A 26073-nucleotide genomic window follows, 5' to 3' on the forward strand; every position below is an offset into this window, starting at 1 on the left:
AGATCTACGAGTGAGCGCGCGACGGGCCCGACCGCCCGTCGCCCATCGGATCGATACACGACACGTCATCCTCACTTCCTCACCATGAACGGGAGAACGCCGTGGCAAAGAGCCGCAACAACCTTCTCGGCGTGGGCGGGCAGCGCAAGAAGCTGTCCGCCGCCGAACGACAGGGCGCGGGCCCCGCGCGCGACAAGGACCGCAAGGTCGCCGAGGACAGGAAGCAGGAGCTGGTGCGCAAGATGCGTGAGCGCGCCGCCGCTGAGGCCGCTCCGGCGCAGGACGCACCGGCCGGGAGCTGACCTCCTCGCATGACCCGCACGGCTCGGGCCCGGATCACCTCGTGATCCGGGCCCGAGCCCGTCCCTCCCCCTCACCTCACCTCACCGCGCGGGGCAGCCGCAGACTCAGCAGAGTCGTCAGGACGACGGCCGCGAGCTGCACCAGCAGCGTCACGATCAGCGCGTCCCGCATCCCCGCACCTGGCGCCAGGGACAGGAAGAGCGTCCCCAGCGTGGCGACCCCGAGCGCCAGAGCCGCCTGCTGGGTCGTCGTCATCACGCCGCCGCCCACTCCGGCCCGCTCGGCCGGCACGTCGGACAGCACGATCCGCATCAGGACCGGCAGCTGAAGCCCCTGCCCCAGTCCCGCGATCGCGACGCCCGGCAGCAGCCCCGGCAGCCCGAGGTCCGGCCAGCCGTGCCACACGGTCAGTGCCAGCACCGTGACACCCACGCCCTGGATCATCCCGCCGGCCGTCACCACCCGGCTGCCGAAGCGCCGGACCAGCCGGGGGCCTGCCAGTGACGCGGCGAAGAAGGCGGCGGCCATCGGGGCCAGTGACATTCCGGCCGCGGCCGGACCCATCTCCAGGCCCTGCTGGAGGGCCACCGCGATCACGAACATGAAGCCGCCGAAGCCGATCGAGAACGGCACCACCAGCACGAGGCCCCGCCGCAGCGACTCCAGCCGCAGCAGGCTCGGCGGCACCAGCGGGACCCGCCCCCGGGCGTCGGCCCGTCGCTCGACCCGGTAGAAGGCCACCGCGGCGAACGGGAACAGGCCCAGGGACACCCAGGTCCACAGCGGCCACCCCGCGGCCCGCCCCTCCGTCAGCGGGGCGAGCAGCGTGACCAGCGAGAGGGTCAGCAGGAGCGTGCCCGGTACGTCGACGGGAGCCGGCCGGTCCGAGCGGCTCTCCGGCACCGTGCGGACGGCCAGGACCAGCCCCACCACCGCCACCGGGACGTTCACCAGGAACACCGACCGCCAGCCGGCGCTCTCGCCGAGGACCGAGGACAGCGGGGCGGCGGAGACCAGGACGCCGCCGAGGATCTGCCCGGCGACCATGGAGAGCCCCGCGGTCGCCCCGTACAGACTCATGGCCCGCGCCCTGCGGTGTCCCGCCGTGGCCGCCTGGATGGTGGCGAGCACCTGCGGCAGCATCAGCGCGGCCGCGGCGCCCTGCGCCACCCGCGCCCCCACCAGGGTCCAGGCGTCCGGGGCCAGCCCGCAGGCGAGGGAGGTGAGGCCGAAGGCGGCCATGCCGATGAGGAAGAGCCTGCGCCGTCCGGCCATGTCGCCGAGGCGGCCGCCGAGGACGAGCAGCACGGCGTACGCGAGGCCGTAGCCCGCGACGACCAGTTCGAGCAGAGCGGGGCCCGCGGCCAGGTCGTGGTCGATGGTGGGCAGGGCGACGTTCACGATGAAGAAGTCGATGAGCGGCAGGGCCGCGCCTATCAGCACCGTGAACAGCCCGAGGCCGCCGAGCACCGGCGCGGGGTGGTCGTGGCGCGCCACCTTGATGCCTGTGGCGGAAGTTTTCGTCAGTACGGATGATTCACTCACTCCACCGACTCTGGACCGGTACCCAGCCTGGTACCAGAGTCTCCTTGTCCTGGTACCGACAGCACCTGGCAATACGCCGGGGCGTTCGGCAGGCTGGGGGTATGACGACCACGCAGACCGAGGTGTCCGGGACCGACGTCCGGCGCAGCGAGCTCGCCGGCTTCCTCCGCAGCCGTCGTGAGCGGATCACGCCCGAGCAGGTCGGGCTGCCCCGAGGCCCCCGCAGGCGCACACCGGGCCTGCGCCGTGAGGAGGTCGCGCAGCTCTCGGCCGTCGGCGTCACCTGGTACACGTGGCTGGAACAGGCGCGCGACATCCAGGTCTCGCCGCAGGTCCTCGACTCGCTGGCCCGCGCCCTGCTGCTCGACCGCAGCGAGCGGACCCACCTCTTCGCCCTCGCCGGGGCCGTCGACCCCGCACCCGGCTCGGACTGCGCCGGTGTCACCCCGGCCTTCCAGGAGATGCTCACACGCCTGGAGCCCTTCCCGGCCTGCATCCAGAACAGCAGGTACGACATCCTCGCCTACAACCGTACCTACGGCAGGCTGCTGTGCGACCTGGACGACGTCCCGCCGGAGGACCGCAACTGCATGCTGCTCGCCTACGTCAACGAGGACTGGCGGGCCTCCGTCGTCGATCTGCCCGGGGTGCGCCGGACGATGGCCGCCAAGTGCCGCGCGTCGATGGCGGAACACCTGGCCGAACCGGCCTGGAAGGCACTGCTGGCGCGGCTGGAGGCGGCCTCGCCCGAGTTCGGCGAGATCTGGGCCCGGCACGAGGTCGTCGGACCCGTGAACCGCACCAAGGTCTTCCGTAACTCCCGGGTGGGGCTGCTCAGGCTCGACCACACCGACCTGTGGCTGGGCCCCTCGGCGGGCCCGCGCCTGGTGACGTACGTCCCCTCCGACGAGGAGTCCCGGCAGGGGTTGGAGCGGCTGATGGAGTCGGCCCTCGCGGACACCTGAGCGGACGGCCCGGCACGCACCCTCCGGGAGGCCCTGCGGGCACTTCCCGGGGAGGCCAGGTCGTCGGCCCCGTGAGCACTCCTCCGCGAGGCCCGGGCGGGCGGTCTCCGCGCCACCGCGCGCGTACGGGACAATGGGGCCATGACCACGCTCGCCCCCGCCCTCCCGCTGCTCCGGATCGGCCCGCACACCGTGCAGCCGCCGGTCGTGCTCGCCCCCATGGCCGGCATCACCAACGCGCCCTTCCGCACCCTGTGCCGTGAGTTCTCGGGCGGCAAGGGGCTGTTCGTCAGCGAGATGATCACCACGCGGGCGCTGGTCGAGCGCAACGAGAAGACCATGCAGCTCATCCACTTCGACGCGACCGAGACGCCGCGCTCGATCCAGCTGTACGGAGTGGACCCGGTCACCGTCGGCAAGGCGGTGCGCATGATCGTCGACGAGGACCTGGCCGACCACATCGACCTGAACTTCGGCTGCCCCGTCCCCAAGGTCACCCGCAAGGGCGGCGGGTCCGCCCTGCCGTACAAGAGGCCGCTCCTGCGCGCGATCCTCCGTGAGGCCGTGGCACAGGCGGGCGACCTCCCGGTCACCATCAAGATGCGCAAGGGCATCGACGACGACCACACCACCTACCTCGACGCGGGCCGTATCGCCGTCGAGGAGGGCGTCACCGCCGTCGCCCTGCACGGCAGGACCACCGCCCAGCACTACGGCGGCACGGCCGACTGGGACGCCATCGCGCGTCTCAAGGAGCACGTCCCCGAGATCCCCGTCCTCGGCAACGGCGACATCTGGAGCGCCGACGACGCCCTGCGGATGATGCGTGAGACCGGCTGCGACGGCGTCGTCGTGGGCCGCGGCTGCCTGGGGCGCCCCTGGCTCTTCGGTGACCTGGTCAGCGCCTTCGAGGGCACGGGAACGCGGCAGGAGCCCGTCCTGCGCCAGGTCGCCGAGGTCATGCTGCGCCACGCGACGCTGCTGGGGGAGTGGATCGGCGACGAGAGCCGGGGAGTGATCGACTTCCGCAAGCACGTGGCCTGGTACCTCAAGGGCTTCGCGGTCGGCTCGGACATGCGCAGGAAGCTCGCGGTCACCTCCTCCCTGGAGGAACTGGGCGGACAGCTCCAGGAACTCGACCTGGACCAGCCCTGGCCGGACGGCGCGGACGGCCCCCGGGGGCGCACCTCCGGCAACAACCGGGTGGCGCTGCCGGACGGCTGGCTGAAGGACCCGTACGACTGCGCGGGAGTCAGCGCCGACGCGGAGCTGGACACCTCGGGCGGCTGAGCGCCTCCCCGCTACGACAGGGCACCGAGTGCCCCCGAAAAGCCCGCTCATACGAGCGGGCTTTTCCCGTCGGATCGGTCACCTTCCCGGGGATTCGACGGCGTGACCCGGATGTCGGTCCTCTCGGGGAAGTGGGCGGGATCGCTTTGTCGACGCTGTGTCGCGCCGTGGTGACCGGCAGTTGTCCCGCGGTCGTCCGGATGGTGACATCTGAGCGCACTCGGGAGCGTGATTCTCGCCACCCCTGAGAGGCGTTTTGCTCAGATGAGCACTCGCGGGCAGGCTGTACTTCTCAAATGACGGCACTGGGTGCCAAGCGGGTTTACTTTGATCGATCAAGTCATCCGTCACGGTGAGTTCCCGAACGGGTGCCCGTGGTGGTCTCTCGGTGACCATGGCTTCAAGAGGTGAACGAGATGCCCTTCCGGGGGCGACCGGCCCATTACTTTCGATCTGCTGGCGGACGGGTGGTTGAGCCCCCGCGACGCGCAAGTGGCCGTACCGCGACACCTTCGATCTGGGTATGTTCCTCGCCGTCAGGGCAGCCACCGCGTCCTCGAGGAGTCGAGACCCGTGTCGGAAAACAAAGATCCCCAGAAGTTCGTCTACGACTTCACCGAGGGCAACAAGGATCTGAAAGACCTTCTGGGCGGCAAGGGTGCCAACCTCGCCGAGATGACCAACCTCGGGCTGCCCGTCCCTCCGGGCTTCACGATCAGCACCGAGGCGTGCAAGGTCTACCTCGACAGCGGTGACGAGCCGGCGGAGCTGCGCGACGAGGTCGGTGCGCACCTCGAAGCGCTCGAGAAGCGGATGGGCAAGAACCTCGGCCAGGCCGACGACCCGCTGCTGGTCTCCGTCCGCTCCGGTGCGAAGTTCTCGATGCCCGGCATGATGGACACGGTCCTCAACATCGGCCTCTCCGACGCCTCGGTCGTGGGCCTTGCCGCCCAGGCCGGCGACGAGCGCTTCGCCTGGGACTCCTACCGCCGCCTCATCCAGATGTTCGGCAAGACCGTGCTCGGTGTCGACGGCGACCTCTTCGAGGAGGCGCTGGAGGCCGCGAAGGAGGCCAAGGGCGTCACGGTCGACGTGGATCTGGACGCGGCCGACCTGAAGAAGCTGGTCGAGCAGTTCAAGAAGATCGTCACCCGTGACGCCGGGCGGGAGTTCCCGCAGGACCCGCGTGAGCAGATGGACCTGGCCATAAAGGCGGTCTTCGACTCGTGGAACACCGACCGGGCCAAGCTCTACCGCCGCCAGGAGCGCATCCCCGGCGACCTCGGCACCGCCGTCAACATCTGCTCGATGGTCTTCGGCAACCTCGGCCCCGACTCCGGCACGGGGGTCGCCTTCACCCGTGACCCGGCCAGCGGCCACCAGGGCGTCTACGGCGACTACCTCCAGAACGCGCAGGGCGAGGACGTCGTCGCGGGCATCCGCAACACGGTGCCGCTCGCCGAGCTGGAGTCGATCGACAAGGCGTCGTACGACCAGCTGATGAAGATCATGGAGACGCTGGAGACCCACTACAAGGATCTCTGCGACATCGAGTTCACCATCGAGCGCGGCCAGCTCTGGATGCTCCAGACGCGGGTCGGCAAGCGCACCGCAGGCGCCGCCTTCCGCATCGCCACCCAGCTCGTCGACCAGGGGCTCATCGACGAGGCCGAGGCGCTCCAGCGGGTCAACGGGGCCCAGCTCGCCCAGCTGATGTTCCCGCGCTTCGACCACGGCGCCGCCAGCGTGCTGCTGGGCCGCGGCATCGCCGCGTCGCCGGGTGCGGCCGTGGGCAAGGCCGTCTTCGACTCCTACACCGCCGTCAAGTGGTCGCGGTCGGGCGAGAAGGTCATCCTGATCCGCCGGGAGACCAACCCCGACGACCTCGACGGCATGATCGCCGCCGAGGGCATCCTGACCTCGCGCGGCGGCAAGACCTCGCACGCCGCCGTCGTCGCCCGCGGCATGGGCAAGACCTGTGTCTGCGGCGCCGAGGAGATCGAGGTCGACACCAAGCGCCGCCGGCTCACGGTCGGGGACACCGTGGTGGAGGAGGGCGACCTCGTCTCCGTCGACGGATCCACCGGCAAGGTGTACCTCGGTGAGGTGCCGGTCGTGCCGTCCCCGGTCGTCGAGTACTTCGAGGGCCGGATGCACGCGGGCGCCGACGACGCCGACGAGCTCGTCGCCGCCGTGCACCGGATCATGGCGTACGCCGACCGGGTCCGCCGTCTGCGGGTACGGGCGAACGCGGACAACGCCGAGGACGCCTCGCGGGCCCGTCGCTTCGGCGCCCAGGGCATCGGCCTGTGCCGCACCGAGCACATGTTCCTCGGTGAGCGCCGTGAGATGGTCGAGAAGCTGATCCTCGCGGACACCGACGACGAGCGCGAGGCCGCTCTGGACGCGCTGCTGCCGCTCCAGAAGGCCGACTTCATCGAGCTGTTCGAGTCGATGGACGGGCTGCCCGTCACCGTCCGGCTGCTCGACCCGCCGCTGCACGAGTTCCTGCCCGACATCACCGAGCTCTCCGTGCGGGTCGCGCTCGCCGAGTCCCGCAAGGACGCCAACGAGAACGACCTGCGCCTGCTCCAGGCCGTGCACAAGCTCCACGAGCAGAACCCGATGCTGGGGCTGCGTGGTGTCCGTCTCGGACTGGTCATCCCGGGGCTGTTCGCGATGCAGGTACGTGCGATCGCCGAAGCGGCGGCTCAGCGGAAGAACGCGAAGGGCGACCCGCGTGCCGAGATCATGATCCCGCTCGTCGGCACGGTGCAGGAGCTGGAGATCGTCCGCGAGGAGGCGGACCAGGTGATCGCCGAGGTCGAGGCGGCCACCGGCACGGAACTGCGGCTGAGCATCGGCACGATGATCGAGCTGCCCCGGGCGGCGCTGACCGCCGGTCAGATCGCCGAGGCCGCCCAGTTCTTCTCCTTCGGCACGAACGACCTCACCCAGACGGTGTGGGGCTTCTCCCGCGACGACGTGGAGGCCTCGTTCTTCACCGCGTACCTGGAGAAGGGCATCTTCGGGGTGTCGCCGTTCGAGACGATCGACAAGGACGGCGTCGGCGCCCTCGTACGCAGTGCCGTGGAGGCGGGCCGGGCCACCCGCCCGGACCTCAAGCTCGGAATCTGCGGCGAGCACGGCGGTGACCCCGAGTCGGTGCACTTCTTCCACGAGGTGGGCCTGGACTACGTCTCCTGCTCGCCGTTCCGCATTCCGGTCGCCCGGCTCGAAGCGGGCCGCGCCGCCGCCGAATCGCGGGGCAGCGACAGCCGCTGAGTTCTGCTTCGAGCGATCGTCACGACTCCGGACACCGCCGGCGGATCACAGAGACCCTCATCGGGGTCCGACGGCGGAGCCGGATTACCCGGAAGCGGCGGCACCCTGTGCGGGGGTGCCGCCGCTTCGTCAATTGAACGGCGAACCATTCGAAGTGGTTCGCTTTTCACCGTTCGATGCGCAAATCGAGGACGTGCGGCCTGGGTGCGGCCCGGGGATCCCCACCCCCGGACCGCACCCGCTTACCCCTGCCGGGTGCGGAGCCGCACCATCGTTCACCGCCGCCGAACGGGCAAAGCCCCCCACGGCCCTCACCCGCTCTTCGGTGACTCCGGTAACGCACCCGACGTCGTACAGCTTTTCGGGTGGCAGGGATACGGGCGAGACATTTCAACTGTGGCCGAAACCCCGTGGTGACCTCCTGTGACGCCGTGCATACGCTTCGGCGGGGGCAATTGCGGGTGCAACAGGTGGGGGTTCGGTGCTGCGTATCCATGTGTCCGGGGTGGACCTTTCGCGCGTGCGGATGGCCACGAGGCCGGACGCGATGTGGGAAACCATTCTCAGTTTCCACCGGCTGAGGGACCGGCGGGGTTCCACCGTGTTCGGGAAATGGCGGAAGGAATCCCGAACCAGGTTGAATGGTGAAGCACGCCTGCTGTCCACCGTCGTTCCACCCCGCGGCTATTTCCCCGACTTCCTGACGCCTTCTCAGGGGAGTTCGGAGCCATTCGGACTGGATGCCGGAATGGAGGCGCTGCGCGACACCCCGGTGGACCGGATCCGCGCGGAGACCGGACTGCTGACGGGGAGCGCCCTCCTCACGCGCAGGACGCCTTCCGGGCCCGCGCTGCCGGAGGCACTCGCCGAGGGGCGTACGGAGCCGCTGGGACGCCTCATCTCCACCCTGCGCGCCTACCACCGCGCGGCCGTGGAGCCGTACTGGCCGCACATCCGGGCGAGCGTCGAGGCCGACCGGGCCGTCCGGGGCCGTGCCCTGCTGGACGGCGGCGCGGACGAACTCCTCGCCACCCTGCCGCCGATGATCCGCTGGCGCGCCCCGGTGCTGGAGGCGGACTACCCCGTCGACCGGGAACTGAGCCTCGACGGGCGGGGGCTGCTCCTGCAGCCCTCGTTCTTCTGCCGGACCACCCCCGTCGTCTACCGCGACCCGGTGCTCCCGCCCGTCCTGGTCTACCCGGTCACCCACCCCGGGGCCCCGGCGGTCCCGGAACCCGGCCCCTGGCTCGGCCGGCTCGTGGGGCACACCCGCTCGGCGGTCCTGCGGTCCATAGACAACGGCTGCACGACGAGCGAGCTGGCCCGCAGGACCGGTGTCTCCCTGGCCTCGGCGAGCCAGCACGCCTGTGTGCTGCGCGAGGCCGGCCTGGTCCGCACCCTGCGCCACGGCAGCTCGGTCCTGCACACCCTGACGCCACTGGGCGCCGCCCTGATCAGGGGCGGAGCCCCGATCGCGGTGCCCTGAAGGGCGCGGCCGGTCGGCGGGGCAGTTGCAGAGGAACGTTCTTTCTTCGGCCGATGAGTTTCGCGGCCCCCGGCCGTCTAACCCCTTGTAGGCGCTCGCAGGGAGCGCCGGAGCACCGCAGAGTGCCGGACGGAAGAGTGGGACACCATGCCTCAGCCTCAGATGATCTTCGTGAACCTTCCGGTCAAGGACCTCGGGACGACGAAGAACTTCTTCGCGAAGCTCGGGTTCGGCTTCAACCCGCAGTTCAGCGACGAGACGACGGCCTGTCTCGTCATCAGCGACACGATCTTCGCCATGCTCATCAGCGAGCCGCGCTTCAAGGACTTCACCAGGAAGGAGATCGCCGACGCCTCCCGGACGACCGAGGTGCTCCTCGCCCTGAGCGCGGAGAGCCGCGAGAAGGTCGACGAGATGGCCGACGCCGCGCTGGCCAACGGCGGGTCGCCCGCCAACGACCCCATGGACGAGGGCTTCATGTACGGCCGGTCCTTCCAGGACCCGGACGGCCACATCTGGGAGGTCGTCTGGATGGACCCGGCCGCCGTCGAGGGCCAGGCCTGACGCACGGCGGGGCAGCGTTCACGGAGCCGGCCCCGTGGACGCCGCCCCGGGGCGGATCAGGAGCGGAACGGCCCCGTCACCTCGTAGGTGATACCGCCGGACGAGCTCCCGCTGGTGCCGCGCTGCGAGGAGAAGTAGAGCCGCCTGCCGTCCGGGGAGAAGGCCGGGCCGGTGATCTCCGAACCCGACTGGCCGCTGATCCGCAGGAACGGGGCGACGGTGTCGTCCGGGGTGATCAGGCAGATCTCCATGTTCCCGCCGTCCTCCGCGACGTACAGGTCACCGGAGGCGGCACGGGTGACGTTGTCCACGCCGGTCAGCGGGGCGCTGCCGCCCGTGACGAGCGAGTCGTCGTAGACGAGCGAGAGGGACGAGGCGTTCGCGTCGTACGCCCACACCCGGTTGTCGCCCTTCGTGGTGAACCAGCAGGTGCCCGCCGCGTAGAAGCAGCCCTCACCGCCGTTGAACACCTTCGCGCCGGAGACCTGGTAGCGGGTCTGGGTGGGCGAGCCGTCCGGGTCGGGGACCGTCGTCCAGGTCACCGGGCCCGAGGTGCCGGTGCCCGCGACCAGTACCTGGAGCGTGCCCGATGACAGGCTGCCCCAGGTGGTGGGACGGAAGCGGTAGAAGCGCCCGTCCGTCTCGTCCTCGGTGAGGTAGACGTAGCCGTGGTCGGGGTCCGCGGCCGCCGCCTCGTGCTTGAACCGGCCCATCGCGGGGCGCTGCACGGCGGCGTTCACTCCCCAGGGGTCCGTCTCGTACACGGAGCCGCGGGTGACCTCCTCGCAGGACAGCCAGGTGTTCCACGGGGTCCGCCCGCCCGCGCAGTTGGTGTTCGTGCCGGACAGGATGCGGTACGCCGACGTGACGGTCCCCGAGGAGTCGAAGCGCACCGCGCTCGCCCCGCCGCCGCTGCTCGCGGACACCTCCGCGTTGGAGACGTAGATCCAGCCGCCGCCGTCGGTGAAGGTGGCCCCGCCGTCGGGCGCACTGTGCCAGGTGTACGAGGTGCCGGGGACGGTCTGTCCCGATCGGGCGATGATCCTGCTGGTGAAGCCGCTCGGCAGCAGGATGCCGTTGCTGTTCGCCGCCTGCAGCGCGCCGTAGGGGCCGGTGGCAGGCTGGGCGGGGTCCGCGAAGGCGGCACCCCGCCACAGGGTGCCGCCGAAAGCCGCCGCCGAGGTGCCGATCACCGCTGTGCGCAAGAAGGTCCGACGTTCCACGATCACTCCACGGGTGACGTGCTGGCCCGCCGGTCCGGTCGGCCCGGCGGGTCGAACGTCAGGACAGTAGGGGCGCGTGGTTGCCGGAGCTCCAACGTGTCATGAACAGGGCGGGGTCAGTCCGCGCGGACCGTGAAGACCGGCACGGAGACCTCGTCGTCGTCCAGGCAGGCGCCCGTCTCCAGGTCGAAGCGCTGCTTCAGCAGCGGCGACGCGACGAACGGCCGGCCCCCGGCGGAACCGACCAGGCCGCGGGAGAGGACGTACGCACCGGTGAAGGGGTCGCGGTTGTCGATCGCGTACACCCGCCCGGAGCGGTCCACGAACAGCGCGACCTGACGGCCGTCCGGGAGGAGCGCCGCCACACCGCGCCCGGGGGTCAGCAGCTCGCGGTCGCAGACCGTCAGCCAGCCGTCCCCGTCCGCGAGCCGGATCGTCCGGGTGTCCCGCGTCGTTCCGAGTGTCTGCGTCGTCATCAGGAGGATGTCCCTTCAAGAGTGCGGATGGCGAGCACCGGGCCCGCGAGGATGTCGAGGTCGGGCTTGACCTGGTCCCGCTCCGGGACGAACTTGACCGAGGGGTCGGGTGCGTCGGGGGCGTTCACGAAGGTCACGAAGCGCCTCAGCCGCTCCGGGTCGTCGATGGTCGCGGCCCACTCGTCGCGGTAGCCGCCGACGTGGTCGGCCATCAGCCGCTCCAGCTCGTCGCAGAGGCCCAGCGAGTCGTGGACGACGACGTCCCGGACGTGGTCCAGGCCGCCCTCGATCCGGTCCAGCCAGGTCGAGGTGCGCTCCAGACGGTCCGCCGTGCGGATGTAGAACATCAGGAACCGGTCGATGAGACGGACCAGTTCGGCGTCGGAAAGGTCCTGGGCGAGCAGATCCGCGTGGCGCGGGGTCGCGCCGCCGTTGCCGCCCACGTAGAGGTTCCAGCCCTGCGCCGTGGCGATGATCCCGAAGTCCTTGCCGCGGGCCTCCGCGCACTCCCGGGCGCAGCCGGAGACCGCCGACTTCAGCTTGTGCGGCGAACGCAGCCCCCGGTAGCGCAGCTCCAGGTCGATCGCCATCTTCACGGAGTCCTGGACCCCGTAGCGGCACCAGGTCTGCCCCACGCAGGACTTGACCGTACGCAGCGACTTCCCGTAGGCGTGCCCGGACTCGAAGCCCGCGTCCACCAGACGGGTCCAGATCAGCGGCAGCTGGTCGACACGGGCGCCGAACAGGTCGATCCGCTGGCCACCGGTGATCTTGGTGTAGAGGCCGAAGTCCCGGGCCACCTCGCCGATCACGATCAGCTTCTCCGGGGTGATCTCACCGCCGGGGATGCGCGGCACGACGGAGTACGAGCCGTTGCGCTGGAGGTTGGCCAGGAAGTGGTCGTTGGTGTCCTGGAGGGCGGCCTGCTCGCCGTCCAGGACGTAGCCGCTCGCGCCGACCGTCGGGGCCAGGGAGGCGATGACCGAGCCGACCGTGGGCTTGCAGACCTCGCAGCCGTCGCCCCCACGGGCCGACTCGCGGCCGTGCGAGTCGAGGAGCCCGGCGTACGTCGTGACACCGAGGGTGCGGACGATCTCGTACAGCTCGCTGCGGGTGTACTCGAAGCAGCCGCACAGCCCCTGGTCCTCGGGCTGCGGCAGCAGCTGACCGATGACCTTGACGCAACTGCCGCACCCGGTACCGGCCTTGGTGCACTTCTTCACCTCGGGCAGCGTGGTGTGCTCGCAGATCGCGCCCTTGGTGACGTTGTGGCAGGAGCAGATCACGGCGTCGTCGGGCAGCGAGGACGGGCCGAGGGTGACCGGGCCGCCCGCACCTGCCGGCAGTACCAGCTGCTCGGGGGCGACGGGCAGCACCGTGCCGGTCATCGGCCGCAGTGTGCCGTACTGGTCGGCGTCACCGACGAGGACACCGCCGAGCAGCGTGCCGTCCTGGCCGATCACGAGCTTCTTGTACACACCCGAGCGGGAGTCCGCGTACACGACGTCGAGACAACCCTCGGCAGCGCCGTGGGCGTCACCGAAGGAGGCGACGTCCACACCCAGGAGCTTCAGCTTGGTGGAGAGGTCGGCGCCGGTGAAGGAGGCCGCGTTGCCCGCGATCACCTCGGCGACCGCCAGTGCCATCTCGTAGCCCGGCGCCACCAGCCCGTAGACCCGGCCGTCCGAGGCGAGCGCGCACTCGCCGATCGCGAAGACGGCGCTGTCGGAGGTGCGGCACTCCTCGTCGACGATGATGCCGCCACGCGGGCCCACCGCCAGACCGCAGTCACGGGCCAGCTGGTCCCGAGGGCGTACGCCGGCGGAGAAGACGACGAGGTCGGTCTCCAGCGAGGAACCGTCCGACAGGGACATGCCGTTCACCCGGCCGTCCTCGCCCGCGGTGACCTCCTGGGTGCCGACACCCGTGTGGACGGAGAGGCCCATGTTCTCGATGGTGCGCAGCAGCGCCGCGCCGCCGCCGTCGTCGACCTGGACGGGCATCAGCCGGGGGGCGAACTCCACGACGTGCGTCTCGAGTCCGAGCCCCTTCAGCGCGCCCGCGGCCTCCAGACCGAGGAGCCCGCCGCCGACGACCGCTCCGGTCCTCGCCGTCCTCGCGTACTCCTCGATCGCGAGGAGGTCCTCGATGGTGCGGTAGACGAAGCAGCCCTCCGCGTCCTTGCCCGGGACGGGCGGCACGAACGGGTACGAACCGGTGGCCAGCACGAGCGTGTCGTAGGAGAAGGTCTCCCCGGAGCGCGCGGTGACGGTGCGCGCCTCACGGTCGACGCTCTCCGCCGGGTCGCCGACGCGCAGCTCGATGCCGTGGCGCTCCATGAACCCGGCCTCGACGAGCGAGAGGTCCTCCGGCGTCCTCCCGGAGAAGTACGAGGTCAGCTGCACCCGGTCATACGCGGGGCGGGGCTCCTCGCAGAGCACGACGACCCTGGCGGTACCCGCCGCGGGGGTCAGGCCGCGGTCGGCGAGCGCTTCCAGGAACCGCTGTCCGACCATGCCGTGCCCGACGACCACGATCGTCGGCACGCCTGCGGTGGGGGCGGTCGGGGGAGTGGACACCGGCATCAGAAGCCTCCGTCGTTGGTGAGCAGGTGGAGCAGGGACATGTCGGCGGGGAGGGGGTCGTCGTCCTGCCAGGTCCGGGCGAGGGTGCCGACCGCGGCGAGATCGCCGAACAGCACCCCGCCCGCCAGCCGGTCGCCCCTGACGACGACCGTGCGGTACGCGCCCCGGGTGGCGTCGGCCAGCCGGATCACGTCGTCGCCGGGCATCGGGCGGGAGTCGCCGAAGGCGGCCAGGTCGAGGCCCCCGGACGTCCCGGAGGCGACGGCGGCTCCGGAAGGTGCGGGGGCGGCCGAGGGGGACCGCAGGGTGAGCCGTGTCAGGGCCCTGGTGCCCCCGTAACGGGCGGGGCGGCCCGCCAGCACCTCGGCCAGTACGTCGGCCTGTTCGAGCGCGGCGCCCGCCAGCCCGTAGACCTTCCCGTCGTGCTCGGCGCAGTCGCCGACCGCGTGGATGTACGGGTCCGAGGTGCGCAGCTCGTCGTCCACGACGACGCCCTTGCGGACGTCGAGCCCGGCGGCCTGCGCCAGCCCCGTCCTCGGGCGGACGCCGCAGGCCAGCACCGTGATCTCGGCCTCCAGCTCGTAGCCGTCGGCGAGTTCCACGGCCCGCACCGCCGGGGTGTCCCCGTCGGTGCAGCGAAGCCCGCGCACCCGGCACTCGGTGTGCACCTCGACCCCGAGGGTCTCCAGATGACGGCGCAGCATCCCGGCGGCCTCGGCGTCCAGCTGGCGCTCCATGAGGTGCTCGCCCTGCTGGGCCAGCACCACCTGGGCGCCGCACTCCGCCAGGGCGCGGGCCGCCGACACCCCGAGGAGCCCGCCGCCGATGACGACGGCGCGCACGCCCGGGCGCGCCGCGGCGCGCAGGGCCAGGCAGTCGTCGAGGGTGCGGAAGGGATGTACCCCGTCCGGCAGCGTGTGGCCGAGGCCCCGCAGCGGCGGCAGCACCGGGTTGGAACCGGTGGCCAGCACCAGGCGCCCGTAGCCGATGACGCTGCCGTCGTCGCAGAGCACCTGGCGCTCCGCCCGGTCGATCCGCACGACACGCACCCCCCGCCGCACCTCGGCGGGCGGCAGGGCGATGACGTCCGGCTCGTACCGGCCGGCGAGCACCTCGGCCAGCAGCACCCTGTTGTACGGTGCGTGCGGCTCCTCGCCGACGACGGTGACGCCGGGGACCCGGGCGGCGAGCCGTGCGCCCGCCATCCCGGCGCCGATCACCACCACCCGTGCCGCGTTCTCCGACTGTGTCCTCATACCGACGAGAGTGCGCGGCGGGTGTTACCCGACCGCATCCCTCCTGTTTCCCGGGAGGAACCTTGCGCTCAGCGTGTCCCGGCGCCCTCTGTGAGGGCCGGTGCACCGCCGGTTGGACGGTGTACCCACCATCTGCTTTAGTCGCGAGCATGCCTGAGACAACCCTCACCACCCTGGTCGTCCTCTGTCTGGCCGCCGCGGCGGCCGGCTGGATCGACGCGGTGGTGGGCGGCGGCGGGCTCCTCCTCCTGCCCGCCCTGCTGCTGGGGCTGCCGCACGTCCCGGCCGCGCACATCCTCGGCACCAACAAGGCCGTCGCCATCGTCGGCACGTCCGGCGCGGCCGTCACCTACGTGCGCAAGGCGCCGGTACAGGTGGGGACCGCCGTACGCATCGGGCTCATGGCGCTCGCGGGATCGATGACCGGCGCCTTCTTCGCGGCCGGCATCAGCAGCGACGTGCTGCGCCCCGTGATCATGGTGGTGCTGCTCGCGGTCGCCGCCTTCGTGATGCTGCGGCCGTCCTTCGGCACGGCGGTGGCCGGTGACGGCGGGGGCGAGAAGGTCACCCGGGCCCGTACGGTCACCGCGATCGTGCTGGTCGGTGGCGGTATCGGCTTCTACGACGGGCTGTTCGGCCCCGGCACGGGCACCTTCCTCGTGCTGGCGCTGACCGCCGTGCTCCACCTCGACCTGGTAACCGCGTCCGCCAACGCCAAGATCGTGAACGTCTGCACCAACGCCGGCGCGCTGGCGATGTTCGCCTACCAGGGGACCGTCCTGTGGCAGCTGGCCGCGCTCATGGCCGTATTCAATCTGGCGGGCGCGATGCTCGGCGCGCGGATGGCCCTCAGGAAGGGCAGCGACTTCGTCCGCGGGGTGCTGCTGGTCGTGGTGTTCTCGCTGGTCGCCAAGCTCGGCTTCGACCAGTGGACGGCCTGACCGGGCGCTTTCGGGGGCCGGACCGGCGGGCGCGCACCCCGGTCGGCCCGGCGGGCGCCCGGGCCGGTCAGCGTGCTCCGGTGAGGTGGGCGTACACCACCACGTTGCCCAGGTAACCGGTCTCGCGCGTGAAGCCGCCGCCGCAGGTGATCAGCCGCAGCGAGGCGCCCGGGGTGGCGCCGTAGACCCGGTCGTCCGGGAACGCGTCGTTCTCGTACACCTCGACCGCTTCGACGGCGAACACGGCGGTGCGGCCGTCGCTGCGGTCGATCTCGACCTCGGCCCCCTTCTTGAGGGACCCGAGGGAGTAGAACACCGACGGCCCCTCCGCGTCGTCGACATGGCCCGCGACCACCGCGGTGCCCTTCGTGCCGGGCGGGGTGCCGCCCTCGAACCAGCCGGCGAGGTTGCGGTTCCCGGTGGGCGGTGCGTCGAGGCTGCCGTCCGGCCCAAGCCCGAGGCCGGTCATGGGCGCGTCCACGCCGATGGCCGGGATGCGGATCCTGACCGGGACGGAGGGGCGCAGCGGTTCGGCGACCCGGGTGCCGGGCCGGAGCTCGGCGCCGGCGGTGAAGGCCTCGGCGGTGGACGGCTGGGGGGCGGCGGTCCGGACGGCCGCCCCGTTGTGGACCAGCCAGGTCCCGCACAGCGCGGCGATGCCCACCACCCAGGCCCTGGCCTTGAGCGCCGTCCTGTCCACGGCCCGTCCTCCGCCGGCCGCCCTCAGCGGCGCGTGCCGTACGCGCGGCGGCTTCGGCGCAGCAGCAGGACACCGGCCACGGCCGCCGCTCCGACCAGGCCGGCGCCCGTGGCGAGCTGGGCGGTGTCGGGGGCGGCGCTGCCACCGACTCCCGTACCCACGTGCCCGGAGGGCCGGCTGGGGCTGGGCGCGGGTGTGGGCCTGTGCCCGGGGGGCACGGGCGGCTTCGCGGATCCGGGGTCGGTCTCCGAGGGGGGTGCGGGACGGGTCCCCGTCCCGGTCCCGGGCCGCTCGACCGCTCCGGCATCATCCCCGGTTCCCGTGTCGCCCTCCTCGGTCTGCGGCCAGGAAGGCCCCGACACCGCTGCCGGATCGTCCGGCGTCGCCGGCTCGTCGGCCGGGTCCGGCCCGTCGAGCTCTTCCGGTTCCCCGGCCCCCGGATCCGCCAGTGGGTCCAGGCCGTCCTCGACCCCTCCCGGGTCGTCGGCCGCCACCCCACCGCTGTCGCAGGGGACCTCCGCCGTGGTGTCCACGGATCCGCAGTCCGCCGGATCGGGTGCCGCCGTCGCCGCGGTCCGCTCCGGCCCGCCGAGGCCGTCCGCGTGGGCCGACGGGATGGCGAGGCCGAGCGCTGCGGCGGTGAGGGCCGCGGCGGCGGTACCGGTCACGAGGCGGGCGGGGCTGCGCATGGGAATCCTCCGGGCAGACGGATGTGTCCTGCCTTCGAGGTAACGGGCCTGACCCGCCGTCCGCATGCTGACGCACCATCAGCTTTCACCCGTACGGACCAGGGGGAGTACGTCCGTCCGCCCGGCCCGCGCAGGTCGCGGCGGTGACGGAGGTCGTGGTGCCGGGCCGGTGCCGATCGGGTGATCTCCCACACCGGCGAATGTGACGCAGGTCACAGGAGTGAGGTCGGGTCGGTCGGGCAAACGGTCTCTACCCCCCCACGGGACGGCAGCCCCCCGGCCGCCCCCACGGCAACTGCCCTCACCGGCCCACCCCCCCCGGGACCGGTGAGGGCGGTGTCATGTCTCCCACCTCCCGGGCCGCCTCCCGGTCCGCCGACCGGGCCCCTCCCTGCGCGCGCCCCTCAGGCCCCGCCCCCGCCGCTTGCGCCCTCCGTCGCCGACCAGCTGACGTCCGGCGGGCGCACCCGGGCGCACCGCGGCTGCCCCCTGTCGTCGCTCAGGCGCAGACGAGCCGTGAGGTGCCCCGTCCGCGCCGCCGCCCGGAGGACCTCCGGCTCGATGTCGCTCATCATCAGCTTGGCCCGGCGGAACATGGTGAAGGCGCCGGAGTCGTCGACGGTGCCCCAGGACAGATAGACGAAGCGCCCCCCGAGCCGGTTCTGGACGTACGGCCCCGACACCTCGACGCCCTCCGTGGTGGACACGGCGGTGCAGTCCAGGGTCCAGGAGGCGCGGGCCGCGTCGCCGGGGTGCAGGCCGAGCATTTCGTCGAGCCGGTCCTTGCGCTGGACGCCGACGTGGATGTTGTCGAAACCGGCGAAGTCGGTGTCGGGGCCGCAGGCGCGGCCAGGGAGGTCCGATGCTTCGATGTGGATCTGCATGCGCCCCATCGTCGCGTACGCCGAAGGGGTCAGACGGGCTCGCGGGGAGTGTCCTCGTACACCCGGGCGAGCAGCTCCATCAGGTCCTCGTCGACGGCGAAGGCGATGTCGTCGATCCGGTGGACCGGCGCGATGCCCTGCGAGTTGGTGACGAACGCCGCCCGGTACGCGCCCACCTCCTCCAGCGTCACCCCGCGCCGCACCGAGGGCCGGCCCGTCCGTGCCAGCCCCTGCTCCAGCAGCGCCATGGTGATCCCGGTGAGTGCCGGGGCGTCCGGCCAGGCCACCGAGGTCCCGTCCCAGAAGCCGATGTTGGTGATCGATCCCTCGGTCACCATGCCGCCGGGCGAGGTCAGGAGCGCCTCGTCGAAGCCCGCACGCCCGGCCTGCTGCCCGTAGTAGATCTGGCCGAACTCCCCAGGGCGCTTGATGTGCGGTACGGAGCGCGAGAACGGGACCGACATCAGGCTCCGCGGCGTACCGTCCGCGCGCGCCGGCTCCCTCACCGTCACCATCGTCACCGTCGACGTGCTGCCCGGCGGGTGGTAGCCGTGCACGCGCACCGACGCGTCCCGGGCCCCCGCGCCGTCGAGCGCGTGCCCGATCAGTTCCCGCACGCGCTCCCCTTCCAGGGGTGCTCCGAACAGTTCCCGGTTCGCTGAGTCCAGGCGGTCCAGATGGAGGGTGAGGCCGCGCACCGTGCGGTCCCTGACCTGCATCGCGGTGAAGTGGCCGTAGCCCGCGAAGGCAGGGATCCGCAGATCCTCCTCGGTGGCGGGGCTCCCGTCGAACTCGACGTAGGGGTCCGGCACGGAAGTCGTCATGACCTCCAGCCTAAAGGTTGTTGCAGAAGGGGATCGGAGATCGCGGAGCACTTCATGGTCAGCGTCACGAGCACCGCTTGAAAGCGGGCAAATTGGCGTCTGCGAGGACTCGGATCATGGCGGAAAATCGTCGTTCGCCCAGTTCTGCAACAACTTTTAGGTGGCGCTTGACCTCGATCCAGGTTGAGGTGTGAGTCTTCGGCGCATGGACATCGAAACCTCTGCCACCACCCCGTCCGACGCCCCGCTGAAGGTGGCCGTCATCCTCGGCAGCAACCGCGAGGGCCGCTTCGGGCCCGTGGTCGCCGCCTGGTTCCTCAGGCGCGCGGCCGGACACCCGGACATCGAGACCGAACTGATCGACGTCGCCGACACCGAGCCGCCCGCGACCGGCGCCGCCGAGGCGACCGCGCGGCTGGCGCGCGCGGACGCCTTCGTCGTGCTGACCCCCGAGTACAACCACTCCTACCCGGCCCCGCTGAAGCACCTCATCGACCGGCACTTCGCCGAATGGCAGGCCAGGCCCGTCGCGTTCGTGTCGTACGGGGGGATCTCCGGCGGCCTGCGGGCCGTCGAGCACCTCCGCCAGGTCTTCGCCGAACTGCACGCGGTCTCCGTGCGCGACACCGTCTCCTTCCACAACGCGGGCGCCCTCTTCGACGACCGGGGTGAACTCACCGACCCGGCCCAGGCCGACGGAGCGGCCAAGAGGATGCTCGACCAGCTGGTCTGGTGGGGCCGCGCCCTCAGGGAGGCCAGGACCCGGCACCCGTACGGCGCCTGACGCCCCGTGGGCCCACAATCGAGGGGCCGCGAGCGCCACGGACGCCGCAGGCCCCGCGGACCCCCAGAACGCCGAGAACGAGGAGAGCCGGGATGACCGAGCCCGCATGGCTGACCGTACTGACCACCACGGACAGCGAGGAGAAGGCCCGCGCCCTGGCCCGGGGCGCGGTGGAGGCACGGCTCGCCGCCTGCGCCCAGATCCCGGCTCCCGTCACCTCGGTCTACCACTGGCAGGGCGCCGTCGAGACGGCCGAGGAGTGGCAGGTGCTGTTCAAGACGACGGCCGCGCGGTACGACGAGCTCGAGGCCCACCTCGTCGCGGCGCACGACTACGCGACGCCGGAGATCATCGCGATGCCCGTCGTACGCGGCAGCGAGCGCTACCTCGCCTGGGTGTCCGCGGAGACGGCGCCCACGGCGACGCTGTGACGGACGCCCCGCTGCCCTTCTTCGTATACGGCACGCTGCTCCCGGGCGAGCCCAACCACGACCGGTTCCTCCGCGGCCGCACCCGCGAGGAACGGCCCGCGGTCCTGCCCGGGGCCCTCCTCTACGAGGGCCCCGGCTACCCGTACGCGATCGAGGGCCACGGCACCGTCCGCGGCGCACTGGTCACCGCGGCGCCCGGGGCGTACGCGGAACTGCTCGGGCTGCTGGACGGCCTGGAGCAGTACCTGGGGCCGGAGCACCCGCGCAACCTGTACGAGCGGGTGGCCCGGCGGGCCGTCCCCGGGCTGCCACCGGACGTCCCCGGTGAGCCCGTCCGCGCCTGGGTCTACCTGGCCGCGGCCGCCGTCGCCCGGTCCCTGCGCACCGGCGGTACACCCGTGCCGGGCGGTGACTGGCTCAGCCGGCGGCCTCCACGCGCACGGCGCACACCTTGAACTCCGGCATCCGGGAGACCGGGTCCAGCGCGGGGTTGGTCAGGGAGTTGGCCCGGCCCTCTCCCGGCCAGTGGAACGGCATGAACACGGTGTCCTGACGGATGCCCACGGTGATCCGGGCCGGTGCCACCGCCCGCCCCCGCCGTGAGGTGACCGCGACGCCCTCGCCCTCGGCCACCCCGATCCGCTCCGCGAGCCGGGGATGCAGCTCCACGAACGGCCCCGGCGCGGCGGCGTTCAGCTCCGCCACCCGGCGGGTCTGCGCCCCCGACTGGTACTGGGACACGACACGGCCGGTCGTCAGCACCACCGGGTACTCCGCGTCGGTCTCCTCCGCGGAGGCCCGGTGCGTGACCGGGACGAACCTCGCCCGCCCGTCGTCCGTCGCGAACCGCTCCAGGAACAGCCGCGGCGTCCCGGGGTGTTCCTCGTCCGGGCAGGGCCAGAACACCCCGTCCTCGGCCGCGATCCGGGCGTAGGTGATGCCCGCGTAGTCGGCGGGACCGCCCGCCGAAGCCCGGCGCAGCTCGTCGAAGACCTCCTCCGGATCGGCCGGGAAGCCCTTCCCGTGCCCCAGCAGACCGGCCAGCGCGTTCAGCACCTCCAGATCGCTGCGCACCCCCTCCGGCGGCGTGACCGCGCGCCGCCGCAGCAGCACCCTGCCCTCCAGGCTGGTGGTCGTTCCGCTCTCCTCCGCCCACTGCGTCACCGGCAGCACCACATCGGCCAGCGCCGCCGTCTCCGACAGCACGACGTCCGCGACGGCCAGGAAGTCCAGCGACTTCAGCCGCTCCTCGACGTGCCCCGCGTGCGGCGCCGACACGACCGGGTTGGACCCCATGACCAGCAGCGACCGCACATCCCGCCCCAGCGCGTCCAGCAGCTCGTACGCGCTACGGCCCGGACCGGGCAGCGAGTCGGGGTCGACGCCCCAAACCCCGGCCACATGGCGGCGTGCCGCCGGCTCCGTGAGCTTGCGGTAACCGGGCAGCTGGTCGGCCTTCTGGCCGTGCTCCCGCCCGCCCTGGCCGTTGCCCTGACCGGTCAGGCAGCCGTAGCCGGACAGCGGGCGGCCCGCCCGGCCGGTGGCCAGGCAGAAGTTGATCCACGCCCCGACCGTGTCCGTGCCCTTGGCCTGCTGCTCGGGGCCCCGCGCGGTGAGCACCATCCCGTCCTCCGCCCCGCAGAACATCTCCACGGCCTCGCGCAGCTGCGGCACGGACACCCCGGTGAGGCGCTCCACCAGTTCCGGCCAGTGCGCCATCGCGCCCGCCCGGGCCTCGTCCCAGCCGCTCGTCCGGGCGCGGACGAACTCCTCGTCCACCCGCCCGTCCGCCACGACCAGGTGCAGCATGCCCAGCGCCAGGGCCAGATCGGTGCCCGGCCGGGGCGCCAGATGCAGGTCCGCCTGCTCGGCGGTCCTGGTCCGGCGCGGATCGATGACGATCAGCCGGCCGCCGTTCTCCCGCAGCTCGGTCAGATAGCGCAGCGCCGGCGGCATCGTCTCCGCGAGGTTCGAACCGACCAGGATCACGCACCCGGTCCGTGGGATGTCCTCCAGCGGGAAGGGCAGCCCCCGGTCGAGGCCGAACGCGCGCTGGTGTGCGGCGGCCGCCGACGACATGCAGAAGCGGCCGTTGTAGTCGATCTGCGAGGTCCCGAGCACCACCCGGGCGAACTTCCCGAGTGCGTACGCCTTCTCGTTGGTGAGACCGCCCCCGCCGAAGACCCCCACGGCGTCCGCGCCGTGCCCCGCCCGTGTCCTGCTCAGCCCGTCCGCGATCCGGCCCAGCGCCTCGTCCCAGCTCGCCGGGGCCAGCTCGCCGTCCGCGTCCCGCACGAGGGGTCCCGTGAGGCGGACACCGGCGGCGAGCACGGCGGGCGCGGTGCGCCCCTTGCCGCACAGGGCGCCCCGGTTGACGGGGAACTCGGTACGCTCCACGACCTCGACCACCCCGCCGTCGGTGACCGGGCGCAGCTTCATCCCGCACTGGAGCGCGCAGTACGGGCAGTGGGTGGACGTCTCGGTGCGGGCCATGCGCCCAGCGTGCGAGGCCGGTATTACGGGTACCGGTGCGCCCGGTTACGCCCCCGGTACGCGCACCTCAGCCCGCCCCGCCCGCCGCCGTGAGGTCCTCCGCGAGCGCCTCCGCCACCCCGGGCTCCCGCGGCCCCAGGAAGTGCGGATCCGGCTCGAACACGACGTCCAGGAGCGCCTTGCCGGCCGCGAGGACCTCCCGCGTCCCGCCGTAGTACCAGGTCACGTCGTGCACGTCGTCGACCCCGACCCCGTACGCGTCGATCCCCGCCGAGCGGCACAGCGCGATCGCCCGCCGGATGTGGAAGCCCTGGCTCACCAGTACGGCCCGGTCGACCCCGAACACCTTCCTCGCCCGGACGCAGGAGTCCCAGGTGTCGAAGCCCGCGTGGTCACTGACGATCCGCCCGTCCGGCACCCCGTGCGCCGTGAGGTACGTGCGCATGGCATCCGGTTCGTCGTACTCCACGCGGCTGTTGTCCCCGGTGACCAGCACGACCCGGACCTTCCCGGTCCGGTACAGCTCGGCGGCGGCGTCCAGCCGGCGCGCGAGATACGGCGACGGCCGCCCCTCCCACAGCCCGGCCCCGAACACCACGGCGACCTGCTGCGCCGGGGCCCCGGCCGTCGTCCGCACCCGGGCGTCGGCCGTGGTGTGCAACCACGTCGCGGGCGCCAGCGCCACCGCACAGACCACCATCAGCGCCTGCACCAGCCGCCGCTGCCCCCGCCGGGTCCTCGGCAGCCGCAGCCGCAGCCGCGCGACCGCGAGCCGTCCCGGAACCGCCGGCCGCACACGGCCCCGCTTCCACGGTGTCCTCAGCCGCATGCCGCGCCCCCGCCCTCGTACCGGATTCCTCGTGGAGGGGGACGAACGGCGAGGGTGAATGGTTCGCGCCGCCGGCAGGGAGGAGCAGCGGGTGCTGACACCGACGGCCACCTCCCCGTGAGACTGAGGCAAACACCCGTCACCGGTGCGAAACGGCCCGGCAACGTCCGCCCGGCACCATCGGTCCATGACGGAGCCGGCACCGGAACACCCCCGTGAGCCCCTGCCCCTCGACAGCACGGCGCAACTCCTGACCCGCATCACCGCCCAGCTCGGAACCCAGCTCAGCCTCGTCTCCCCGAACGGAACCCGCAGGCCCATGCACCGCATCCGGAGATCCGCCCCCACCCTGGTGGCCGTCGCGCACGGCAGCAGGGACCCGCAGGCCCTGTGCACCGTCCTGGAGCTCCTGGACCGGGTGAGGGAGCTGCGGCCCGGCCTCGACGTCCGGCTCGGCCACATCGAGCTGAACGAGCCCCTGCTGCCGGACACACTGGACGGCATCGGGCGGGGCGACGCCGTGCTCGTACCGCTGCTGCTCGGCCGCGGCCACCACGTCCGGCACGACCTGCCCCTCGCCGCGGCGGCCGCGAGCCACCTCCGTACCCGTGTCGCTGCCCCGCTCGGACCGCACCCGCTGCTCGTCGAGGCCCTGTACGAGCGACTCGTCGAGGCCGGCTGGCGGGAGGCGGACGGCACCAGCCGCAGCGCCGCCGTCGTGCTCGCCGCCGCCGGGTCACGCGACCCCGACTCGGACGTCGACGCGCGCCGCACCGCAGCCATGCTCAGCGACCGCCTCGGCGGGGTCCCCGTCGTCCCCGCATACGCCTCCGCGGCCACGCCCGACGTGCCGGCCGCCCTGCGCGCACTCGCCGCCCGGGGTCGCCACCGGGTGGCCCTCGCCTCGTACTTCACGGCCCCCGGCCGGTTCGCGACGGTCTCGGCCGCCGCCGCCCCGGGCGTCGCCGCCGCGCCGCTCGGCGCGCACCCGGCGATGGCACGCCTCCTGCTGCACCGTTACGACCAGGCCCTGACCACCGACACGCCCGCCCACGGAGCCCTGACGCATCCGCCCCTGCTGGCCAGCGCCTGACCCGCCCCGTCAGTCCGTCGGTCTAATGTCGGGGGCATGGACGGTACGCACGACCCCAGGGACACGCCGTACGGCGCAGCCGACACCGAGCGCTGGGACACCGAGTCCGACAAACAGCCCGGCCGCACCGCGTTCCAGCGCGACCGCGCACGGGTGCTGCACTCCGCCGCCCTGCGCAGGCTCGCCGGCAAGACCCAGGTCGTCACGCCCGGCACCCTCAGCGGCGCCTGGGACGCCAGCCCGCGCACCCGGCTCACCCACTCCCTGGAGTGCGCCCAGGTCGGCCGGGAGCTCGGCGCCGCCCTAGGCTGCGACCCCGACCTCGTCGAGGCGGCCTGCCTCTCCCACGACATGGGCCACCCGCCCTTCGGCCACAACGGCGAACAGGCGCTCAACGACTTCGCCTCGGACTGCGGCGGCTTCGAGGGCAACGCCCAGTCGCTGCGCCTGCTGACCCGCCTCGAACCCAAGCGCTTCGTCCGCGACCCCCGCAGCGGGGAGCACGTCAGCGTCGGGCTCAATCTCACCCGCGCCGCCCTGGACGCCGCCACCAAGTACCCGTGGCCCCGGGGCGCGCACCCCACCGACCCCGACTCACCGAAGTTCGGTGTGTACGAGGACGACCTGCCCGTCTTCGCCTGGGTCCGCGAGGGCGCACCACGGGACCGCAAGTGCTTCGAGGCCCAGGTCATGGACTGGTCCGACGACGTCGCCTACTCGGTTCACGACTTCGAGGACGGGCTGCACGCCGGGCACATCGACCCGGGCTGCCTCTTCGCCGAGCCGGAGCGCGCGGAGATCTGGGCCGTCGCCGTCGGCCGGTACGTCCCGGCGGACACCGACCCGCAGGAGCTCGCCGACGCCCTCGACCGGCTCACCGCCCAGGAGTGGTGGCCGCGCGGCTACGACGGCACCGCGGTCGCCCAGGCCCGGCTGAAGGACGCGACGAGCCAGCTCATCGGCCGGTTCTGCCTCGCGGCGGAGGCCGCGACCCAGAGCGCGTACGGCCCCGGACGGCTCGGCAGATACGGCGCCGAGCTCATCGTCCCGCGCGAGGTGCGCAACGAGTGCGCCGTGCTCAAGGCAGTCGCGGACCGTTACGTCATGCAGCGCGCCGAGCAGGAGGTCATCCGGGCAGGACAGCGCATCGTCATCGCCGAACTCGCCGCCGCCCTCACCGCACGCGCGCCCGAAGGACTGGAGCCGCAGTTCCGCGCCCTGTACACGTCGGCCCCCGACGACCGGGCCCGCAAGCGGGTCCTCGTCGACCAGATCGCCGCACTGACGGACGCTTCCGCCCGGTCCCTTCACGGAACACTCACGGGCGCCCGGCAGACTGGACCGTGACCGGGCCACATGCCACAGGCCGTGACCTGATCGGGGCACACCCTCTTTCGCCATCACGCTGCGTGCGGGACGCTCGCAGA

23 protein-coding genes are annotated in these 26073 nt (G+C 72.4%); 12 read left to right on the forward strand and 11 right to left on the reverse strand.

Annotated features, from left to right (window positions below; translation table 11 throughout):
- Positions 1-101 precede the first annotated feature (101 nt).
- Positions 102-302, forward strand: coding sequence for a DUF6243 family protein (locus P8A20_RS24605; protein ID WP_147963342.1), 201 nt, complete (start codon positions 102-104; stop codon positions 300-302).
- A 76-nt stretch (positions 303-378) separates the two neighbouring features.
- Here P8A20_RS24605 and P8A20_RS24610 read toward each other — a convergent pair whose 3' ends face one another.
- Positions 379-1800, reverse strand: a complete 1422-nt coding sequence (locus tag P8A20_RS24610) for an MFS transporter (RefSeq protein ID WP_306105196.1) — start codon at positions 1798-1800, stop codon at positions 379-381.
- 149 nt (positions 1801-1949) lie between these two features.
- Here P8A20_RS24610 and P8A20_RS24615 point away from each other — a divergent pair, with 149 nt between their 5' ends.
- The 5 genes from P8A20_RS24615 to P8A20_RS24635 all read left to right on the forward strand — a co-directional run bounded on the left by P8A20_RS24615 (position 1950) and on the right by P8A20_RS24635 (position 9438).
- Positions 1950-2813: a helix-turn-helix transcriptional regulator gene (locus tag P8A20_RS24615; RefSeq protein WP_306104273.1), complete on the forward strand. Its 864-nt coding sequence runs from the start codon at positions 1950-1952 to the stop codon at positions 2811-2813.
- 141 nt (positions 2814-2954) lie between these two features.
- Positions 2955-4103, forward strand: a complete 1149-nt coding sequence (dusB, locus tag P8A20_RS24620) for a tRNA dihydrouridine synthase DusB (protein WP_147963340.1) — start codon at positions 2955-2957, stop codon at positions 4101-4103.
- 573 nt (positions 4104-4676) lie between these two features.
- Positions 4677-7388, forward strand: a complete 2712-nt coding sequence (gene ppdK / locus P8A20_RS24625) for a pyruvate, phosphate dikinase (protein WP_306104274.1) — start codon at positions 4677-4679, stop codon at positions 7386-7388.
- Between the two features lie 481 nt (positions 7389-7869).
- Positions 7870-8874: an ArsR/SmtB family transcription factor gene (locus P8A20_RS24630; protein ID WP_147963338.1), complete on the forward strand. Its 1005-nt coding sequence runs from the start codon at positions 7870-7872 to the stop codon at positions 8872-8874.
- 147 nt (positions 8875-9021) lie between these two features.
- Entirely contained in the window at positions 9022-9438 is a 417-nt protein-coding gene (locus P8A20_RS24635) for a VOC family protein (protein WP_147963337.1), read from the forward strand.
- Positions 9439-9494: 56 nt separating this feature from the next.
- On the opposite strand, the gene P8A20_RS24640 is transcribed toward P8A20_RS24635, so the two are convergent.
- From P8A20_RS24640 to P8A20_RS24655, 4 genes are all read right to left on the reverse strand, one after another.
- A complete protein-coding gene (locus P8A20_RS24640) occupies positions 9495-10661 on the reverse strand; it encodes an alkaline phosphatase PhoX (protein WP_306104275.1) in 1167 nt (388 codons plus the stop codon).
- A 116-nt stretch (positions 10662-10777) separates the two neighbouring features.
- Complete coding sequence (nirD, locus tag P8A20_RS24645; protein ID WP_147963335.1) at positions 10778-11137, reverse strand: nitrite reductase small subunit NirD; 360 nt, start codon at positions 11135-11137, stop codon at positions 10778-10780.
- A complete protein-coding gene (nirB, locus tag P8A20_RS24650; protein ID WP_306104276.1) occupies positions 11137-13722 on the reverse strand; it encodes a nitrite reductase large subunit NirB in 2586 nt (861 codons plus the stop codon). The genes nirD and nirB overlap by 1 nt, the downstream gene beginning before the upstream one ends.
- Positions 13722-14978 (reverse strand): NAD(P)/FAD-dependent oxidoreductase, encoded by a 1257-nt coding sequence (locus P8A20_RS24655; RefSeq protein WP_147963333.1) that lies wholly within the window; start codon positions 14976-14978, stop codon positions 13722-13724. Before P8A20_RS24655 ends, nirB begins: the two co-directional genes overlap by 1 nt.
- A 149-nt stretch (positions 14979-15127) precedes the next feature.
- Between P8A20_RS24655 and P8A20_RS24660 the strand changes: the two genes are divergently transcribed.
- Positions 15128-15919 (forward strand): sulfite exporter TauE/SafE family protein, encoded by a 792-nt coding sequence (locus P8A20_RS24660; RefSeq protein WP_306104277.1) that lies wholly within the window; start codon positions 15128-15130, stop codon positions 15917-15919.
- Positions 15920-15986: 67 nt separating this feature from the next.
- Here P8A20_RS24660 and P8A20_RS24665 read toward each other — a convergent pair whose 3' ends face one another.
- From P8A20_RS24665 to P8A20_RS24680, 4 genes are all read right to left on the reverse strand, one after another.
- The gene (locus tag P8A20_RS24665; protein WP_147963331.1) at positions 15987-16619 is read right to left on the reverse strand and encodes a class F sortase; all 633 of its coding nucleotides are present in this window, start codon (positions 16617-16619) and stop codon (positions 15987-15989) included.
- Between the two features lie 23 nt (positions 16620-16642).
- Positions 16643-17308 carry a GVDTG sorting domain-containing protein gene (locus P8A20_RS24670; RefSeq protein WP_306104278.1) on the reverse strand — a complete coding sequence of 222 codons (666 nt, stop codon included), beginning with the start codon at positions 17306-17308 and terminating at the stop codon, positions 16643-16645.
- A gap of 404 nt (positions 17309-17712) precedes the next feature.
- Positions 17713-18192, reverse strand: a complete 480-nt coding sequence (locus P8A20_RS24675) for a DUF5990 family protein (protein ID WP_306104279.1) — start codon at positions 18190-18192, stop codon at positions 17713-17715.
- 29 nt (positions 18193-18221) lie between these two features.
- Entirely contained in the window at positions 18222-19016 is a 795-nt protein-coding gene (locus P8A20_RS24680) for an aminotransferase class IV family protein (protein WP_306104280.1), read from the reverse strand.
- Positions 19017-19221: 205 nt separating this feature from the next.
- On the opposite strand from P8A20_RS24680, the gene P8A20_RS24685 reads away from it, so the two are divergent.
- The 3 genes from P8A20_RS24685 to P8A20_RS24695 all read left to right on the forward strand — a co-directional run bounded on the left by P8A20_RS24685 (position 19222) and on the right by P8A20_RS24695 (position 20686).
- On the forward strand, positions 19222-19800 hold the full coding sequence (locus P8A20_RS24685) for an NADPH-dependent FMN reductase (RefSeq protein ID WP_147963327.1): 579 nt from the start codon (positions 19222-19224) through the stop codon (positions 19798-19800).
- 92 nt (positions 19801-19892) lie between these two features.
- Entirely contained in the window at positions 19893-20231 is a 339-nt protein-coding gene (gene cutA, locus P8A20_RS24690; protein WP_147963326.1) for a divalent-cation tolerance protein CutA, read from the forward strand.
- Positions 20228-20686 (forward strand): gamma-glutamylcyclotransferase family protein, encoded by a 459-nt coding sequence (locus tag P8A20_RS24695; protein WP_306104281.1) that lies wholly within the window; start codon positions 20228-20230, stop codon positions 20684-20686. The genes cutA and P8A20_RS24695 overlap by 4 nt, the downstream gene beginning before the upstream one ends.
- Here the strand turns inward: P8A20_RS24695 and P8A20_RS24700 are convergent.
- Together P8A20_RS24700 and P8A20_RS24705 are read right to left on the reverse strand one after the other, a co-directional pair.
- On the reverse strand, positions 20649-22724 hold the full coding sequence (locus P8A20_RS24700; protein ID WP_306104282.1) for a molybdopterin oxidoreductase family protein: 2076 nt from the start codon (positions 22722-22724) through the stop codon (positions 20649-20651). The two genes, P8A20_RS24695 and P8A20_RS24700, sit on opposite strands and share 38 nt — an antisense overlap.
- Positions 22725-22791: 67 nt before the next feature.
- Positions 22792-23553, reverse strand: coding sequence for a SanA/YdcF family protein (locus tag P8A20_RS24705; protein WP_306104283.1), 762 nt, complete (start codon positions 23551-23553; stop codon positions 22792-22794).
- A gap of 187 nt (positions 23554-23740) precedes the next feature.
- Here P8A20_RS24705 and P8A20_RS24710 point away from each other — a divergent pair, with 187 nt between their 5' ends.
- Positions 23741-24646 carry a sirohydrochlorin chelatase gene (locus P8A20_RS24710; RefSeq protein ID WP_147963322.1) on the forward strand — a complete coding sequence of 302 codons (906 nt, stop codon included), beginning with the start codon at positions 23741-23743 and terminating at the stop codon, positions 24644-24646.
- A 36-nt stretch (positions 24647-24682) separates the two neighbouring features.
- A complete protein-coding gene (locus P8A20_RS24715) occupies positions 24683-25993 on the forward strand; it encodes a deoxyguanosinetriphosphate triphosphohydrolase (protein WP_147963321.1) in 1311 nt (436 codons plus the stop codon).
- Positions 25994-26073 lie beyond the last annotated feature (80 nt).

The sequence above is a fragment of the Streptomyces sp. Alt3 genome (assembly GCF_030719215.1).
Classification (GTDB): Bacteria; Actinomycetota; Actinomycetes; order Streptomycetales; family Streptomycetaceae; genus Streptomyces; species Streptomyces glycanivorans.